Genomic DNA, 14,994 nt, shown 5'->3' with positions numbered 1-14,994 from the left:
CCGTGCCCCAGTCTCGTTCAGGTCGCCGCGCTCGGCGCGCGGCGCCGGGCCGGGCTGGCTAGCGTGAGGAGCGAGAACAATCCCGCGAACCGGAGAAGGTCGACGTCATGGCGGTACAACCTGAAGGAACACCGTGCTGGGCCGACGCGATGTTCGGCGATGTCGAAGGAGCCAAGGGCTTCTACGGTGACGTGCTCGGCTGGACGTTCGGCGAGTCGTCGTCGGAGTTCGGCAACTACACGCAGGCGTACGCGGACGGCAAGGCGGTGGCCGCCGTCGTACCGCCGATGCCGGGGCAGGACGGGCAGTCCGCATGGTGCCTGTACTTCGCCTCGGCGGACGCCGACGCCACCGCGCGCAGGATCCGCGAGAACGGCGGCGAGGTGCTGATGGAACCGATGCAGGTCGGTGACTTCGGCACCATGCTGCTGGCCCGCGACCCGAGCGGTGTCACCTTCGGCGTGTGGCAGGCCGGTGTCCACGAGGGCTTCGAGGCGACGGCCGTGCCGGGCGCCTACTGCTGGGCCGAGGTGTTCACCCGTGAGCCGGAGAAGTCGGACGCGTTCTTCCCGGCCGTCTTCTCCTACAACGCCCAGCAGATGGCGGACGAGCACGTGGACTTCCGGGTCTTCCGCCTGGGCGAGGGCCAGCCGGTCCTGGGCCGGATGCGGATGACGGAGGACTTCCCGCCGGAGATGCCGCCCTACATCAACGTGTACTTCACCGTCGAGGACTGCGACGCGGCGGTGGCGAGGGCGACCGACCGGGGCGGTGTCCTGCGGTTCGGGCCCATGGACAGCCCGTTCGGGCGCTTCGCCGCGCTGAGCGACCCGCAGGGCGCGGCCTTCACGGTGATCGACGTCAAGACCACCCAGGGCGAGATGCCCCAGCTCTCCGACGTCTCCTGAACGCCGGTCCGGCGCGCGGTGATCGGCCGGCCCGGCTCTCCGGAGCAGGGCCGGGCGAAAACCCCCGGACGGCGAATTCGAGAAGTCCGAATGCGGAATTCCGGTGAGTTGGATGCGTCGATTTCCGGTCGTTTCCGCGAAGGCTCCCGGCATGCGGGAAAAATGCCTGGTGAGGGCGCGGAATAAGAACGTCCCGAGAAAAAGGCCGGCCGCTCGCCGCACCCCAGGGCAACCATGCGCAGTACTCGTCCGTCTCTTCCAGTGGCCGCTCCCGCTCCGGGCGGCTGACCCCCCACAGGGACTGGGAGTGGAAAAGACCGCATGCTCCGCATTCATTTCACCCCGCAGGATCTCCAGAATGTCCGCGTCGCCCGGCAGCCCGATCCGCTCTGGGAACTGATATGCAGCGTCTGCCGACTGGAAACCGGGGAGGCGCCGCTCGAATTCGGTCCATGGCGCCGGTCGGCGCGCGCCAGGCTCGCCGTCGACCAGGCGGCGAACCGCGCGCTGGGCCCGGTGCGCCGGCTGATCCCCGCGTCCGGCTACATCCCCGACTTCCTCACCCCGCCCGTCACCGGCGAGGGCCTCGCGGCCGGGCTCGAACGGGTGCGTGCGACGCCCCGTGCGCGGCTGGTGCACGACCTCTCCCGGCTGGCCGAGTCCCGGCCGCTGCCCGACTGGGCCGCCACGCTCGGCAGACCGGGCTCGGACTCCCTCACGCTGCTCGCCGGAGCCATGGGCCGCTCCTTCCGCACGCTGCTGGAGCCGTACTGGCCGCTCATCCGTACGGCCGTCGCCGGCGACGTGGATCTGCGGACCCGCACGCTGCTCGACGGCGGCACCCAGGCGCTGCTGGAGGGGCTGGGGCCGCTCGCGCGCTGGCGGCCCCCGGTGCTCGAAGTGGACTATCCCGTCCACCGCGACCTCCACCTGGAAGGACGCGGCCTGCTGCTCGTCCCCTCGTACTTCTGCTGGCGGCGCCCGACGGCGCTCGCGGACCCGGGGCTCGACCCCGTGCTCGTCTACCCGGTCGCCAAGCCGCCGCTGGACGTCGTCCGTACGGCGGAGGACGGGCTGGAGAAACTGCTCGGGCGCACCCGCGCCACGGTGCTGAGCGCGGTGGCCGGTTCGAGTGCCCGGACCAGTTCCGAGGTCGCCGAGGCGGTGGGCATCTCCCTGCCCAGCGTCAGCTACCAGATCGGGGTGCTGCGCGACGGGGGACTGGTGGCGAGCCACCGCGACGGGAAGTACGTGCTGCACACGGCCACCCCGCTGGGCCGGCGCCTGATCGTCGGGAACGGCGGCGGGGCCGGCCGCCCCGGGCCCGGAGCGGCCGTCGGGGCGTGGCATGATCGGGGGCATGTCTGAACGCGTTGTGGCCGCCTGTGACGGGGCTTCGAAGGGAAATCCCGGACCCGCCGGCTGGGCCTGGGTGGTCGCCGACGACGCGGAGACGCCCACCCGCTGGGAGGCCGGCCCGCTGGGCACGGCCACCAACAACGTCGCGGAACTCACCGCGCTGGAGCGTCTGTTGACGGCGGTCGACCCCGGGGTCCCGCTGGAGATCCGGATGGACTCCCAGTACGCGATGAAGGCCGTGACGACCTGGCTGCCCGGCTGGAAGCGCAAGGGCTGGAAGACGGCCGCCGGGAAGCCGGTCGCCAACCAGGAGCTGGTCGCGCGTATCGACGAGCTGCTCGACGGCCGTTCGGTGGAGTTCCGCTACGTGCCCGCGCACCAGGTGGACGGCGACCGCCTGAACGACTTCGCGGACCGTGCCGCGAGCCAGGCGGCCACCGCCCAGGAGCCCGCGGGCAGCGATCTGGGCTCCCCGCAGCCGCCTCCGTCACCGGACACGCCCGTGTCGGGGGCCCAGCGGCGCCGGCCCGCGGGCAAGTCCGCCCGTACGGGTGGCGGGGCCTCCCGCACGGGCGGTGCGGCGCGGACGATCAAGGCGAAGTTCCCGGGGCGCTGCCTGTGCGGACGCCCCTACGCCGCGGGCGAGCCCATCGCGAAGAACGCGCAGGGCTGGGGCCACCCGGAGTGCCGCACGGCCGACGCCGACGCCTGAGCACGTCGTACGCACCAGGACAAGGTGCGGCGGGTCGGCCGTACGGGACCGGGGTGGCTCACACGACGGTGCCGCGCCAGCCGCCCGTCTCCAGGCCACGGGACTCGATGTACTTCTTGAACCGCTCCAGGTCGCCCTTGGTCTGACGCTTGACGAAGCCGAGCTTGTCGCCGACGGTCTCGGCGAGGCCCTCCGGCTGGAACTCCATCTGGAGCATCACCTTCGTGCGGCTCTCGTCCAGGTGGTGGAAGGTGACCACACCCGCCTGCTTGGCCTCGCCGCCGACCGTGGTCCACGCGACGCGCTCGTCCGGGATCTGCTCGGTGATCTCCGCGTCGAACTCCTTGCTCACCCCGTCCACCTTGGTGACCCAGTGGGTGAGGGTGTCCGAGCGCTGCTCGATGCGTTCGACGCCGCTCATGAACTCGGGGAACGTCTCGAACTGGGTCCACTGGTTGTACGCGGTGTGGACCGGGACGCCGACCTCGATGGATTCCTCGACCTGAGACACGGGTTACCTCCTCGTCGGACGTGCGCCCGGACCATCCGGACGCGTCGACGCGGGTACCCGGGCCCCACGATGCGAATCCCCGCATTCCGTTTTCTCACCTGACACGGCGTCACCGGGCCCCGCCCCGGCCCCGGTAGACGCACACCCCGCCCGGACGCCCCACCGCCCACTCCTCACCCGTCCCGGCACAGGAGCGTCCGGTGAGGACGGCCGGTGTCAGATCCTCCCGCCCGAGACCACGCCAGGGCTCGGCCACCTTCTCGCCGTCAGGCGCGAAGCCGAGGGCGTCCAGCACTCGCCAGTACAGGTGGGATTCCGGACCGTCCGGTCCCCGGCGTCAGGCGGTGTCGAACGTGTAGTGCTTCGTGTGGTCCAGCAGGTCGGCCGGACGTACGTCGGACCACGGCTTCATCGTCTCGTTCAGGTCGACGACGTCCCGCGTCCCCCCGGTGGGGAGGTAGCCGGAATCGGGGTGGCGGCGCTGCCAGTCCGCCCACAGCTTGTCGATGTAGGCGTGGTGGAGCCAGAAGACCGGGTCGTTGGGGGAGACCCCGGTGGCCATCTGTCCGCCGACCCAGACGTGCACCCGGTTGTGGAGGTTGACGCCCCGCCAGCCTTCGAGGTGGTTGCGGAAGCCGTCGGCGGAGCTGTTCCACGGCGCGGCGTCATACGTGGGCATGGCGAGCACGGAGTCCACCTCGGCGCGCGTCGGCAGTTCCCGGTTGCCACTGCCGAGCGCACGGCGCAGGTAAGTCCGGCCGTCCACGCGTATGTTGATCGGCCAGACGCCCGCGGACGCGGCGAACGGGCCGTCCGTCACCCGGCCGTCCAGGCTGCGGCCGGTGCCGCCAAGGAAGTCGGGGGCCCACAGCGAGGAGCGGACCGAGCGGTCGGTGCTCCAGTCCCAGTACGGCAGCGCCACGGCCGGGTCGATCGCCTGCAGCGCCCGTTCGAAGTCGAGCAGGAATCTGCGGTGCCAGGGCAGGAACGACGGTGAACGGTGGCCGGTGCGCTCGCCGTTGTCGGTGTCGCCGAGGACGAAGGCGTTGTGGGTGGTGACGAACTCGTCGTAGCGGCCGCTGCGCTTCAGCCGGAGCACGGCGTCGACGAAGCGCCGCTTCTCGTCGGTGGTCAGGGCGGCCTGGTTCCTGCGGACGGTCATGTGCGGGCTCTTCCGGTCTGCTCGGGGCGGGTTCTCAGCGGGCGGCGGGTGCGAAGGGGACGAGCGGCGCCCCCTGTAGTTCCACGACGGCGGCGCGGGCGGCGGCGAGCGGCGTGGGCACCGGGTCGTAGTGGCTGACGACGCTGATCCAGCGGCCGTCCGCGTTCTGCATCACGTGCAGTTCGACCCCGTCGACGAACACGCCGTATCCGGAGCCGTGATGGTGTCCGCCGCCGGTCGGACGGCCCTCTATGCGACGGCCGCGGTAGACCTCGTCGAACGGCGCCGGTCCCGACGGGTGTCCCGCGGCCGTCGCGGCGGGTGCGGTGACGCTCTGTGATCCGGCGGCCGCGGCGAGCGCGGCGGCGGCACCGAGGGCGCGGCGACGGGTGAGTTCGGGCATGCGAAGTCCTCCTGGAACGGCTCTCTTTGCTGACCCGGCATGCTTAGCGGGCTGTCCGGAGGCGGGAGAAATCGCCGGAATCCGGTTGGCTACGATCCGGACAATCCGGAGGAAGTCGTGCAGAGTTGAACCAGGATGATCTTGCTGTGCGGGACGTCCGGGGCTGACCCGAGGGGGATTTCCTCCCGGCGGCGGCTCCCAGGCGTGGACGATCTTGCGGAGCGAGGCGGCCCGCGTGGCGCGGCTCACGTGCGCGGACTGACGTGAAACAGGGCGCCGGGCGCGGCCGTGGACGTTGACTCCGTGCCGGGCCGGCGGCCGGGATGTGGCCGACCGCCCCGGTGTCCGGTCAGTGGGCCAGGGAGGCGCCGCAGCGGTTGCAGTAGCGGGCGTCGCTCTCCGTAGCCATGCGTCCGCACTCGGCGCAGACCTGCTGGAGCAGGCAGGCGGGCTCGCCGCCCCCGGAGGCCGTGCTGAGCCCCGCGTTCAGGGCGGGTCGCACCCCGGGGCGGGACGGACTCGGCAGGACCGTCAGGCAGTACAGGCCGCTCTCGCCCGCGTGCAGGCTCTCCTCGCGGTCGCGGGGGAGCCAGATCGCCGTGTGTGCCGTCACCTGCTGGTCGCCGTCGGCCGACCGCAGATGCCCGCGACCGTCCAGGACGATCACGAGAACCTCGCGGCCGCCGGGCAGCTCGACCGGGGCGCCAGGTGTGACCCGGACAGCCGTCACCTTCAGCTCCGATCCCGCGGCCTCCAGCCGCCAGACCTCGTCCCGGGGCCCGGCGACACCCCGCACCAGTTCGTCGAGGGCGGCCAGGACGGGTGCGACGGGCGAACGCATGGGGGCGGACCTCCTGATGTCGGGGGCGGGCGTGGCCGCGATCGTACGCCCGGTGGGTGGCGCGCGGACGAGCCGGTGCCGGGCGTGCCGCGGCCCCTGCGGCGGGCGGTACCAGGGCACTCCAGGGGGCGTGCCTTCGTACGCCTGAGCCCGCCGTGAACCGACTGCTCGCCCTCGACGCGCTGCTACTCTTCGTGACCAACTCATCGACTATGCGTGATGCAAGGGGAGTGCGCGTGAAGATCGCGTGCGTCGGCGGCGGCCCGGCAAGTCTGTACCTCTCGATCCTGATGAAGCGTCAGGAACCGTCCCACGACATCACCGTCCACGAGCGGAACCCGGCCGGCTCGACGTACGGCTGGGGCGTGACCTACTGGAGCGGCCTCCTCGACCGGCTGCACGAGGGCGACCCCGAGTCGGCGCGGGCCGTGCGCGAGGCCTCGGTCCGCTGGAGCGACGGCGTCGCCCACGTCGGGGACCGCACGACGGCACACCATGGCGACGAGGGCTTCGGCATCGGCCGCCACCGGCTGCTCGGCCTCCTCGCCGAGCGGGCGGAGTCCCTGGGGGTGCGGATCGAGTTCGAGCACGAGATCGCCGCCGGCGATCCGCTTCCGGAGGCCGATCTCGTCGTCGCCGGGGACGGCGTCCACAGCGGTCTGCGCGAGCGCCACGCCGACCACTTCGGCAGCGCCGTAGCCCTCGGGCGCAACCGCTACATCTGGCTCGGCACGACGAAGGTCTTCGAGGCGTTCACCTTCGCGTTCGTCGAGACCGATCACGGCTGGATCTGGTGCTACGCCTACGGATTCGGCGAGGACCGCAGCACCTGCGTCGTGGAGTGCGCACCGGAGACCTGGACGGGTCTCGGCCTCGACACGGCGAGCGAGGCCGACGGCCTGGCCCTGCTGGAGAAGCTCTTCGCCCACCTCCTGGACGGGCACCGGCTGATCGGCCGGGCGCAGTCCGACGGAAGCGCCCAGTGGCTGAACTTCCGCACCCTCACCAACCGCACCTGGCACCGCGACAACCTCGTCCTGCTCGGCGACGCCGCCCACACCACCCACTACTCCATCGGCGCCGGAACCACGCTCGCCCTGGAGGACGCGATGTCCCTGGCGAACGCCTTGGGCGCCCACCGGGAGCTGCGGCCCGCCCTCGCCGCGTACGAGCGCGAGCGCCGGGCCGCGCTGCTGCCGGTGCAGAGCGCGGCGCGGCACAGCGCCCAGTGGTACGAGAACCTGCCGCGCTACATCCACCTCCCGCCCGCGCAGATGTTCGCCCTCCTCGGTCAGCGGCATTCCCCGCTGCTGCCGTACGTTCCCCCGCAGCTCTACTACCGGATCGACCGCGCCGCCGGGAGCCTGGAGTCGCTGCGGCGGCTCAAGCGGTGGCTCGGACCCCGGATCGCCCGCACGGTGCAGGCCCGCTCGGGAAGCTGAAGGATGCGGCGTCGAACTAGGTGAATGGCCATTCACTAGATAAGGTGAATGGCCATTCACCTCGATCTCCCGCGCCGATTCCTGGAGTGCTCATGACGGCCGTACGCGAAACGCGCGGCGTCCGTGACCGCCTGACGGTCCCGGTACTGGCGTTCGGCGGGATCCTCATGGCCGTCATGCAGACGGTCGTGGTGCCCCTGCTGCCCGACCTGCCGCGCCTGACCGGGGCCTCCGCGAGCGCCGTGTCCTGGATGGTCACCGCCACCCTGCTGTCGGGCGCCGTCCTGACGCCCGTGCTCGGGCGCGCCGGGGACATGTACGGCAAGCGCCGGGTGCTGCTGGCCGCGCTCGCCCTGATGACCCTCGGCTCGGTGCTGTGCGCCCTCACCTCGGACATCGCCCTGCTCATCACCGCGCGCGCACTGCAGGGCGCGGCGGCGGCCGTCGTACCGCTCTCCATCAGCATTCTGCGGGACGAACTCCCGCCCGAGCGCACCGGTTCCGCCGTGGCCCTGATGAGTTCGACCGTGGGGATCGGCGCGGCCCTCGGACTGCCGCTCGCCGCGCTGATCGTCCAGTACGCGAACTGGCACGTCATGTTCTGGGCCACCAGCGCGCTCGGCGCCGTCGGTCTCGCGCTCGCCTGGTGGGCGGTGCGCGAGTCGCCGGTCCGTGAGCCGGGGCGGTTCGACACGCTCGGGGCGCTCGGCCTCGCCGCGGGCCTGGTGTGCCTGCTGCTCGGCGTCTCCCAGGGTGGCCAGTGGGGCTGGGGCAGCCCGGTGATCCTCGGCCTGTTCACGGCCTGCGTGCTCGTCCTCGCCCTGTGGTGGAGGCAGCAGCTCCGCGCCGAACGGCCCCTGGTCGACCTGAGGCTGGCCGCCCGGCCGCGCGTCGCGCTGCCCCACCTGACCGCGCTGCTGACCGGCTTCGCCTTCTACGCCAACTCCCTGGTCACGGCGCAGCTCGTGCAGGCGCCCGAGGCCACCGGCTACGGGCTCGGCCTGTCCATCGTGGCGACCGGACTGTGCCTGCTGCCGGGCGGGGTGACCATGCTGCTGCTCTCACCCGTCTCCGCGCGCCTCTCGGCGGCCCGCGGCCCGCGCGTGACGCTGGCTCTCGGCGCGGCGGTCATCTCCTTCGGCTACGGCATACGCATCGCGGACAGCCGCGAACTCTGGGTGATCATCCTGGGCGCCACCGTCGTCTCCACGGGCACGACCCTCGCCTACTCGGCCCTCCCCACCCTCATCCTGCGTGCCGTCCCGGCCGGCCAGACCGCCTCCGCGAACGGCGTCAACGTCCTGATGCGCACGGTCGGGCAGGCGGTGTGCAGCGCGGCCGTCGCCGCCGTGCTCGTCCACCACACGAGCCGGCTCGCCGGGGTCGCCGTGCCCACCCTGCACGGCTATCTGCTGGCGTTCGCTCTGGCGGGTACGGTCGCCCTGGTGGCCTGCGCCGCCGCGCTGTCCATCCCCGGCGATCCGGCGGCCCCCGCGTCCGGTGGGGCTCGGCGGCCCCGCGGCCGTACGGCGTCCCGGCGCGGGGCGGCGGGCCGTGGGCCCCGCGAAGACGAGGCACTCGAAGGAGCATGAGCACCATGAACAGCCCGCCCTCCGGTCTCGCACCGGCCGCACCGCCGCGCCGGGACGCCCGGACGACGAAGGCGGCCATCCTCCGGGCGACCCGGTACCTGCTGGCCCGGCACGCGCACGCGGACATCACGCTCAAGGCGATCGCCGACCGCGCGGGCGTCAGCGCGCCGCTGATCCTGAAGTACTTCGGGAACAAGGACACCCTCCTCGCGCAGGTGATGTCCTTCGAGGCGGACGCCGCCGCCCTCCTGGACGCGCCGCTCGACGCCCTCGGCCGCCACATGGTCCGTCATCTCCTGGTCAGTCAGCGGGACCACGGCGCCGACCCCCTCCTGCGGATCGTCTTCGCCCCGCTCCACGGCGAGCAGGGCGACATCCTGCGGGCCAACTTCCGCGCCCAGGTGGGCGACCGCCTGGCGGAGCGTCTCGACGGCCCGGACGCCGGACTGCGCGCCGAACTCGCGGTGAGCGTCCTGCTCGGCCTCGGGGTCATGTACGGCATCGCCCGGGGGACCCGGCTGCGCGCCGCCGACGTCGACGACATCGTCGACAGGTACGCGCCCGCGGTGCAGGCCCAGCTCACGCCGTAACGCGCCTCCGGTGACGGTGCCGCGCCGCCTTCCGTGATCCCTGCGGCCTGCGCGGACTTAGCCGGCCCGACGGGCCCTAGTTCACGCCCTGAGGGCGGAACTGGATGCTGATGCGGGGGCCCGTGACACGCGTCGATTTCGGCACGGCGTGCTCCCAGGTGCGCTGGCAGGAGCCGCCCATCACGATCAGATCGCCGTGCCCGAGGGGGTAGCGCAGCGTCTCCCCGCCGCCGCGGGGACGCAGGGCCAGGTCCCGCGCCGCGCCCACGGACAGGATGGCGACCATCGTGTCCTCGCGGGCGCCGCGCCCGATGCGGTCGCCGTGCCAGGCCACGCTGTCGCGGCCGTCCCGGTAGTAGCAGAGCCCGGCCGTGGCGAACGGCTCCCCGAGTTCGGCGGTGTACCGCGCGCTGAGCGCGTCGCGTGCCTCGTCGAGGACGGGGTGCGGAAGCGTCCGGCCCGCCCGGTAGTAGGAGAGCAGCCGGGGTACGGCGACCACCTGCTCGTACATCTGGCGGCGCTCGGCCCGCCAGGGGACGTCGGCGGCGAGCTGTTCGAACAGCGCGTCCGCGCCGCGGAGCCATCCCGGCAGCAGGTCGATCCAGGCCCCGTCGCCGAGCACGGTCCGCCGAAGACCGTCGAGGGAGGTCAGGCCCACGTCGTCGGTCTGGTCGAACAGTGAGCCCTGGAGGTGCGTGGACATGCTTTCAGCGTACCTCGCTAATCGAAAATATGTTCCATGAGGCGAGGTGGATCGGAAGTGTCGCTTCCGCGAGGCAACCCCGTGCGCGTCGGTGCCGTCTTGATCGACAGCGGCGGGACGGTGCGCGACGGTACTTCGGAGGGTTTCCCGGGCTGATGTCCGGTCCACTATGCGTTCGATGTATACACGGCATGTAGAGATGCTGTGTATACGAGGGGCGACCGGAATCCGCCCGCGCCGTCCGCCCGGTGACATCCCCGACCGGCCGCAGTGCACCGGCACCCCGCCGGCGCCAGACCGAAAGGCACGTATGTACAGCAAGGCATTCGCCCCGGAGTACCAGGGCGCTCTGACCACCCTGTCGGTGAACTCGTCGCTGACGGACGTCCTCGCCGCCGGCACCGAGCGGCTGCGCGCCGCCGAGCGTGCCGGGGAGCACGCCGAGGCGGCCCGCTCCGGACTCGCGGTCGCCGAGGCCCACCGGCGGCTCGGCCAGGTGACGGACGCGGACCGCGCCTGGAAGGCCAGCTACCGCACCGCCCGGGAGGCGGGGGACACCGGTGCCATGGCCTGGGCGCTGTGGAGCGGCGGGACCCTGGCCAGGCAGCGCGGGGCCTTCCCCCTCGCCCGACGCCTGCTGCGGCTGGCCGCCGAGCTCGGCGAGGTCGCCGGGGACGTGGTGGTCCGCGGCTACTCGCTCGCCGGACTCGCGGAGACCGGGCGGATCCAGGGCGACTACGCGGCCGTCGCCGCGCTGCACGAACAGCTGCTGGCCGAGGCGCGGAAGCGGGGCGAGGCCCGCCACACCGTGTGGGCCCTGGAGGGCATCGCCCAGATGCACCGCAACACCGGGTCGTACGACACCGCGTACGCGATGTTCGAGGAGGCCGCCGGGATAGCCGCGCGCGCGGAGGACCGGCGCGGCCACGCCTGGGCGCTGCGGGGGCTGGCCGACATCGTCTCCGTGCGCGACGGTGACACGCGCCGGGCGCTGGAGCTGCTCGCCGAGGCGGAGGTCTCCTGCCGGGAGATGAACCTGGTGAGCGCGCTCGCCTACAACCACAAGATGCGGGGCAACGTCCTGTACCGGGCCGGGCGCATGGAGGAGGCCCGGGACATGTACGCGCTGGCCCTCGCCGAGTTCGAGGGCATGAGCGAACCGCGTGGCCGGGCACTGGCCCGGCTCGGGCTGGTCAAGTCCCGGGCCCGGCTCGGCCGCGACCGCGCCGAGACTTCGGCGGACCTGACCGAGCTGGCCGGCCTGCTGGAGGACATCGGGCTGCGGCACGGGCGCGCCCTGATCGACCGGGCCCGCGCCGAACTCGGTCTCGACGAGTTCGCGTCGGCGGGAACGGCACCGGTCGGGACGGGGGCGGAAACAGCCCTGGCCCAGGGGCGGCCGGACCACGGCACACCCGGAACCACGGCCGACGGGACCGGTCCTGCCGCCGACGCGGGCGCGGAGGCGGGCCGGTGACCGCCCTCACCACTCCGTACGCGGACGAGCGGACGGCACCCGCCGACGTGTCCCGCCTGCTGCGCCGCTGCCGCGAACTGGTCGCACCCGCGCTCGGCGAGGCCGTCGGCACCCTGCACCCCTGGGTCGGGGAGATGGCCGGTTACGCGCTGGGCCGCGTCGAGGCCGGCGGGACGCCCACCGTGCGCAGTCCCGGCAAGGGCGTACGGCAGGCGCTGGCGGTGCTCGGCGCCGAGGCCGTCGGAGCCCCCGCCGAGGCAGGCGTGCCGGCCGCGGTCTGCGTCGAACTCGTGCACACCTTCTCGCTGTTGCACGACGACATCATGGACGGTGACCCGCTGCGTCGGGGCAGGCCGGCCGTGTGGAAGGCGTACGGCACCGGCCCCGCCGTCCTGGCGGGGGACGCCCTCTTCGCCCTCGCCGTCGAGACGCTGGCGGCAGGACCCTCGCGCGCCGGCGCCGTACCGCCGCGCCGGGTCGAGGCCGGTCCTGCCGAGTCCCTCTCGCGGAACGCCGGGCCGACTCCCGTCCACATGCCGGCGGCCGTACGCCGTCTGACCGCCGCGCTTCGCGACCTCGTGCACGGTCAGGCGGACGACCTGCAGTTCGCCCGGCGTCCGTGGTCCGGCCCCGAAGCGGTGAGCGTGGGGGAGTACGAGACGATGGCCGAGCGCAAGACGGGTGCCCTGCTCGGGTGCGCGCTGGCGCTCGGGGCCCAACTCGCGGGAGCGGGAGGGGAGACGGTCACCGCTCTGGACCGCGCCGGCCGTCATCTGGGCGTGGCCTTCCAGATCACGGACGACCTGCTGGGCATCTGGGGCGACCCGGCCGTCACCGGAAAGCCGGTCCACGGCGACCTGCGCCAGGGCAAGAAGACCCTGCCGGTCCTCGCCGCCCTGGACACGCCGGGCCGTGCCGAACTGACCGGACTGTTGGCCCGCGCCGCCCGGGACGACTCCGCCGTGCGGCGGGCGGCGCTCCTGGTCGAGCGGTGCGGTGGCCGCGCGGCGGCGCTGAGCGCGACCCGGCGTCATCTCGCCGACGCCGAGGCCCTCTTGGCGGCGGCCGCGCTGGCTCCGCGTCCGCTCTCCGAGCTGCGAAGCCTCCTCGCGGGCCTCACGCACCGCACCGTCTGACACCCTTCGGCCCCCGGTCCCGAGGACGGGCCGGGGGCAGGCGACGGGCGACCGCACACGCATACCGGCAGCGGCGACGAACAACTCGTCCCCGCAACGGACTTGGGACCGTCACCGGCGCGGCCGACGGTCCCGCGTCCTTCCGCCGGTCAGTGCTGCTGGGCCTTCTGCGGCGTCGCCTCGCTGGGCCGGACGACGACGAACCCCTCACCCTCCAGCTTGAGTTGCACCGCCTCGCCCGAACCGCCCCGGATCATGGACCCGAACGACTGCGAGCGGTGCAGCGAGGTGTTCAGGTGCGCGCTCCAGCCGACCACCGCGTCCGTGTCCACGTACACCGGCTGCTGCGGCGAGACCGGGATGACCAGCGGATTGCCCTCGCAGATCAGCCCGAGCCTGCCCTGCCCGGTGAAGACACTGTTGAACAGGCCGCCGCCGGAGATGCCCGCGCCTTTCACCGTCTTTATCTCGTACGACAGCGAGGCGTCGAAGCACAGCACGTTGCGTCCGTTGACGGTGAAGACGTCACCGGGCTCGACGTCCACGATGAAGCAGTTCTGCGCCTCGTGCGCGAACCACGCCTCGCCCTGTCCGCGCACCGCCATCAGCGCCAGTCCCTCACCGGTGACCGCCCGCTTCAGCATGCCCCCCACACCCTGGCCCTTGCGCTCGAACTGCAACGCCCCACGCCAGGCGATCATCGCCCCCTGCCGCGCGAACATCTCGCCGTTCACGGCGTACTTGATGGACTTGGCGTTCTGCACGGTCATGCCGGGCGCTACGGCCGGCTGCACCATGTGGTCACTGGAAAAGAGGTCACCCTTCATGGGCGCATCTTGTCCCGGAGCGGTCCGTTCCGACAAGATCGTTTCCCGTCGGGCGGCGATCCAGGACCGAACTGCAACATGGCACCGGTGTACCAGCGACGGCGGCGGGACGACCGCCCGGGTGTACTTCCCGAGGCGCCGGCGCGGGTGCTTCCGTAGGCTGGCCGGGGAGGCACTCATGACAGTCCGCCGGATCGGTCTCGTCACGCACGGAGGACGCCGGGAGGCCGTGGACGCGGCCCGCAGCGTCCGCGCCTGGTGCGAGGAACACGGTGTGCAGTGCACGGACATCGACGTGTGGCACGACGGCGGCCGGCACAGCGCCCACGAGGAGAACGAGGCCGCGGGCGACCCCGACCTCGTCGTCACCCTGGGCGGTGACGGCACCTTCCTGCGCGGAGCCCGTCTCGCCGCCGAGAACGACGCCCTCGTCCTCGGGATCGACCTGGGCCGGGTGGGCTTCCTGACGGAGGTGTCGGCCGCCGCGGTGCGCTCGGCACTGGACGCCGTACGCGAGGACCGCCTCACCGTCGAACAGCGCATGCTGCTCACCCTGCGCGCCTCCCGTGCCTTCGAGGTCCCGCCGGACATGGAGGCGCTCATGCGCTACGGACGCGGCCCCCTCCTGCCGCCTCCCGGGGTGCGGACGGACTGCGACACCGGTGACGAATGGGGCGTGGCCCTGAACGTCACCGCGCTCAACGACATCGTCCTGGAGAAGCTGTCGCGGGACCGGCAGGTGTCCGCCGGCGTCTACCTGGCCGGGCGGCTCCTGGCGTCCTACTCGGCGGACGCCCTGCTGGTGGCCACCCCGACCGGCTCGACCGCGTACAGCTTCGCCGCCGGCGGCCCGGTCGTGTCCCCCCGCACGGACGCGCTGATCTTCACCCCGGTGGCCCCGCACATGACGTTCAACCGGTCGGTCGTGGCCGCCCCCGACGAGCCGATCGCCCTGCGCCTGCTCGAACGCTCCGGCCAGGCGGCGGTCAGCATCGACGGCCAAGTGCGGGGCGTGCTGGAACCGGGCGACTGGATCGGCGTCTACGCGGCCCCGCGGCGGCTGCGCGCCGTCCGGCTGGGCCCGACCGACTTCTACGGCCGGCTGCGCGAGCGGATGAACCTCACCGATGCGCCCGCCGCGATCGCGGACGGGGACGCCGCCCCCCTGTGGCCGCAGACCACACCGCCGCCCCCGGACCTCGCGCATCTGGCCATGCCGCCCAGGCCGAACCCGCCCGGCTGAGAAGGGCGCCCCGGCGCCGACAGGGTGCCGCGCCGCCGTGCGGACCTGGCCGCGCTTCCCGTGGGAGAAGCGGTCAGGACCTGACCGC

15 protein-coding genes are annotated in these 14,994 nt (G+C 72.8%); 9 read left to right on the top strand and 6 right to left on the bottom strand.

Annotated features, from left to right (window positions below; genetic code table 11):
• Nucleotides 1–107 precede the first annotated feature (107 nt).
• The 3 genes from ACZ4VA_RS10925 to ACZ4VA_RS10915 all read left to right on the top strand — a co-directional run bounded on the left by ACZ4VA_RS10925 (nt 108) and on the right by ACZ4VA_RS10915 (nt 2,979).
• Nucleotides 108–908: a VOC family protein gene (locus tag ACZ4VA_RS10925; RefSeq protein ID WP_355789660.1), complete on the top strand. Its 801-nt coding sequence runs from the start codon at nt 108–110 to the stop codon at nt 906–908.
• A 321-nt stretch (nt 909–1,229) separates the two neighbouring features.
• Nucleotides 1,230–2,276 carry an ArsR/SmtB family transcription factor gene (locus ACZ4VA_RS10920; protein WP_356243430.1) on the top strand — a complete coding sequence of 349 codons (1,047 nt, stop codon included), beginning with the start codon at nt 1,230–1,232 and terminating at the stop codon, nt 2,274–2,276.
• Complete coding sequence (locus ACZ4VA_RS10915; RefSeq protein ID WP_356164156.1) at nt 2,257–2,979, top strand: ribonuclease H family protein; 723 nt, start codon at nt 2,257–2,259, stop codon at nt 2,977–2,979. The genes ACZ4VA_RS10920 and ACZ4VA_RS10915 overlap by 20 nt, the downstream gene beginning before the upstream one ends.
• A 58-nt stretch (nt 2,980–3,037) precedes the next feature.
• Here ACZ4VA_RS10915 and ACZ4VA_RS10910 read toward each other — a convergent pair whose 3' ends face one another.
• The 4 genes from ACZ4VA_RS10910 to ACZ4VA_RS10895 form a co-directional block, all read right to left on the bottom strand.
• Nucleotides 3,038–3,490, bottom strand: a complete 453-nt coding sequence (locus ACZ4VA_RS10910; protein ID WP_356243433.1) for an SRPBCC family protein — start codon at nt 3,488–3,490, stop codon at nt 3,038–3,040.
• Between the two features lie 337 nt (nt 3,491–3,827).
• Nucleotides 3,828–4,652, bottom strand: a complete 825-nt coding sequence (melC2, locus tag ACZ4VA_RS10905) for a tyrosinase MelC2 (protein ID WP_468080877.1) — start codon at nt 4,650–4,652, stop codon at nt 3,828–3,830.
• Nucleotides 4,653–4,686: 34 nt separating this feature from the next.
• A complete protein-coding gene (gene melC1, locus ACZ4VA_RS10900; RefSeq protein ID WP_355794258.1) occupies nt 4,687–5,055 on the bottom strand; it encodes an apotyrosinase chaperone MelC1 in 369 nt (122 codons plus the stop codon).
• Between the two features lie 349 nt (nt 5,056–5,404).
• Complete coding sequence (locus ACZ4VA_RS10895; protein ID WP_388904526.1) at nt 5,405–5,896, bottom strand: hypothetical protein; 492 nt, start codon at nt 5,894–5,896, stop codon at nt 5,405–5,407.
• Nucleotides 5,897–6,132: 236 nt separating this feature from the next.
• On the opposite strand from ACZ4VA_RS10895, the gene ACZ4VA_RS10890 reads away from it, so the two are divergent.
• From ACZ4VA_RS10890 to ACZ4VA_RS10880, 3 genes are all read left to right on the top strand, one after another.
• On the top strand, nt 6,133–7,338 hold the full coding sequence (locus ACZ4VA_RS10890; protein ID WP_356243445.1) for an FAD-dependent monooxygenase: 1,206 nt from the start codon (nt 6,133–6,135) through the stop codon (nt 7,336–7,338).
• Nucleotides 7,339–7,430: 92 nt separating this feature from the next.
• Complete coding sequence (locus tag ACZ4VA_RS10885) at nt 7,431–8,930, top strand: MFS transporter (RefSeq protein WP_468080874.1); 1,500 nt, start codon at nt 7,431–7,433, stop codon at nt 8,928–8,930.
• Complete coding sequence (locus tag ACZ4VA_RS10880; protein WP_356164146.1) at nt 8,927–9,520, top strand: TetR/AcrR family transcriptional regulator; 594 nt, start codon at nt 8,927–8,929, stop codon at nt 9,518–9,520. Before ACZ4VA_RS10885 ends, ACZ4VA_RS10880 begins: the two co-directional genes overlap by 4 nt.
• Nucleotides 9,521–9,596: 76 nt before the next feature.
• On the opposite strand, the gene ACZ4VA_RS10875 is transcribed toward ACZ4VA_RS10880, so the two are convergent.
• Complete coding sequence (locus tag ACZ4VA_RS10875; RefSeq protein ID WP_452921141.1) at nt 9,597–10,223, bottom strand: alpha-ketoglutarate-dependent dioxygenase AlkB; 627 nt, start codon at nt 10,221–10,223, stop codon at nt 9,597–9,599.
• Nucleotides 10,224–10,533: 310 nt separating this feature from the next.
• Between ACZ4VA_RS10875 and ACZ4VA_RS10870 the strand changes: the two genes are divergently transcribed.
• Both ACZ4VA_RS10870 and ACZ4VA_RS10865 read left to right on the top strand, forming a co-directional pair.
• The gene (locus tag ACZ4VA_RS10870; protein WP_468080872.1) at nt 10,534–11,700 is read left to right on the top strand and encodes a tetratricopeptide repeat protein; all 1,167 of its coding nucleotides are present in this window, start codon (nt 10,534–10,536) and stop codon (nt 11,698–11,700) included.
• Nucleotides 11,697–12,836, top strand: coding sequence for a polyprenyl synthetase family protein (locus ACZ4VA_RS10865; RefSeq protein WP_452921139.1), 1,140 nt, complete (start codon nt 11,697–11,699; stop codon nt 12,834–12,836). The genes ACZ4VA_RS10870 and ACZ4VA_RS10865 overlap by 4 nt, the downstream gene beginning before the upstream one ends.
• A 149-nt stretch (nt 12,837–12,985) precedes the next feature.
• On the opposite strand, the gene ACZ4VA_RS10860 is transcribed toward ACZ4VA_RS10865, so the two are convergent.
• Entirely contained in the window at nt 12,986–13,663 is a 678-nt protein-coding gene (locus tag ACZ4VA_RS10860; RefSeq protein WP_355781627.1) for an AIM24 family protein, read from the bottom strand.
• Nucleotides 13,664–13,841: 178 nt separating this feature from the next.
• Here ACZ4VA_RS10860 and ACZ4VA_RS10855 point away from each other — a divergent pair, with 178 nt between their 5' ends.
• Nucleotides 13,842–14,906, top strand: a complete 1,065-nt coding sequence (locus ACZ4VA_RS10855; protein WP_388904518.1) for an NAD(+)/NADH kinase — start codon at nt 13,842–13,844, stop codon at nt 14,904–14,906.
• Nucleotides 14,907–14,994: the final 88 nt, after the last annotated feature.

The sequence above is a fragment of the Streptomyces sp. NPDC028308 genome, assembly GCF_055565855.1.
The sequence above is the reverse complement of the archived record's forward strand: the minus strand, read 5'-3'. Positions and strand labels throughout refer to the sequence as shown.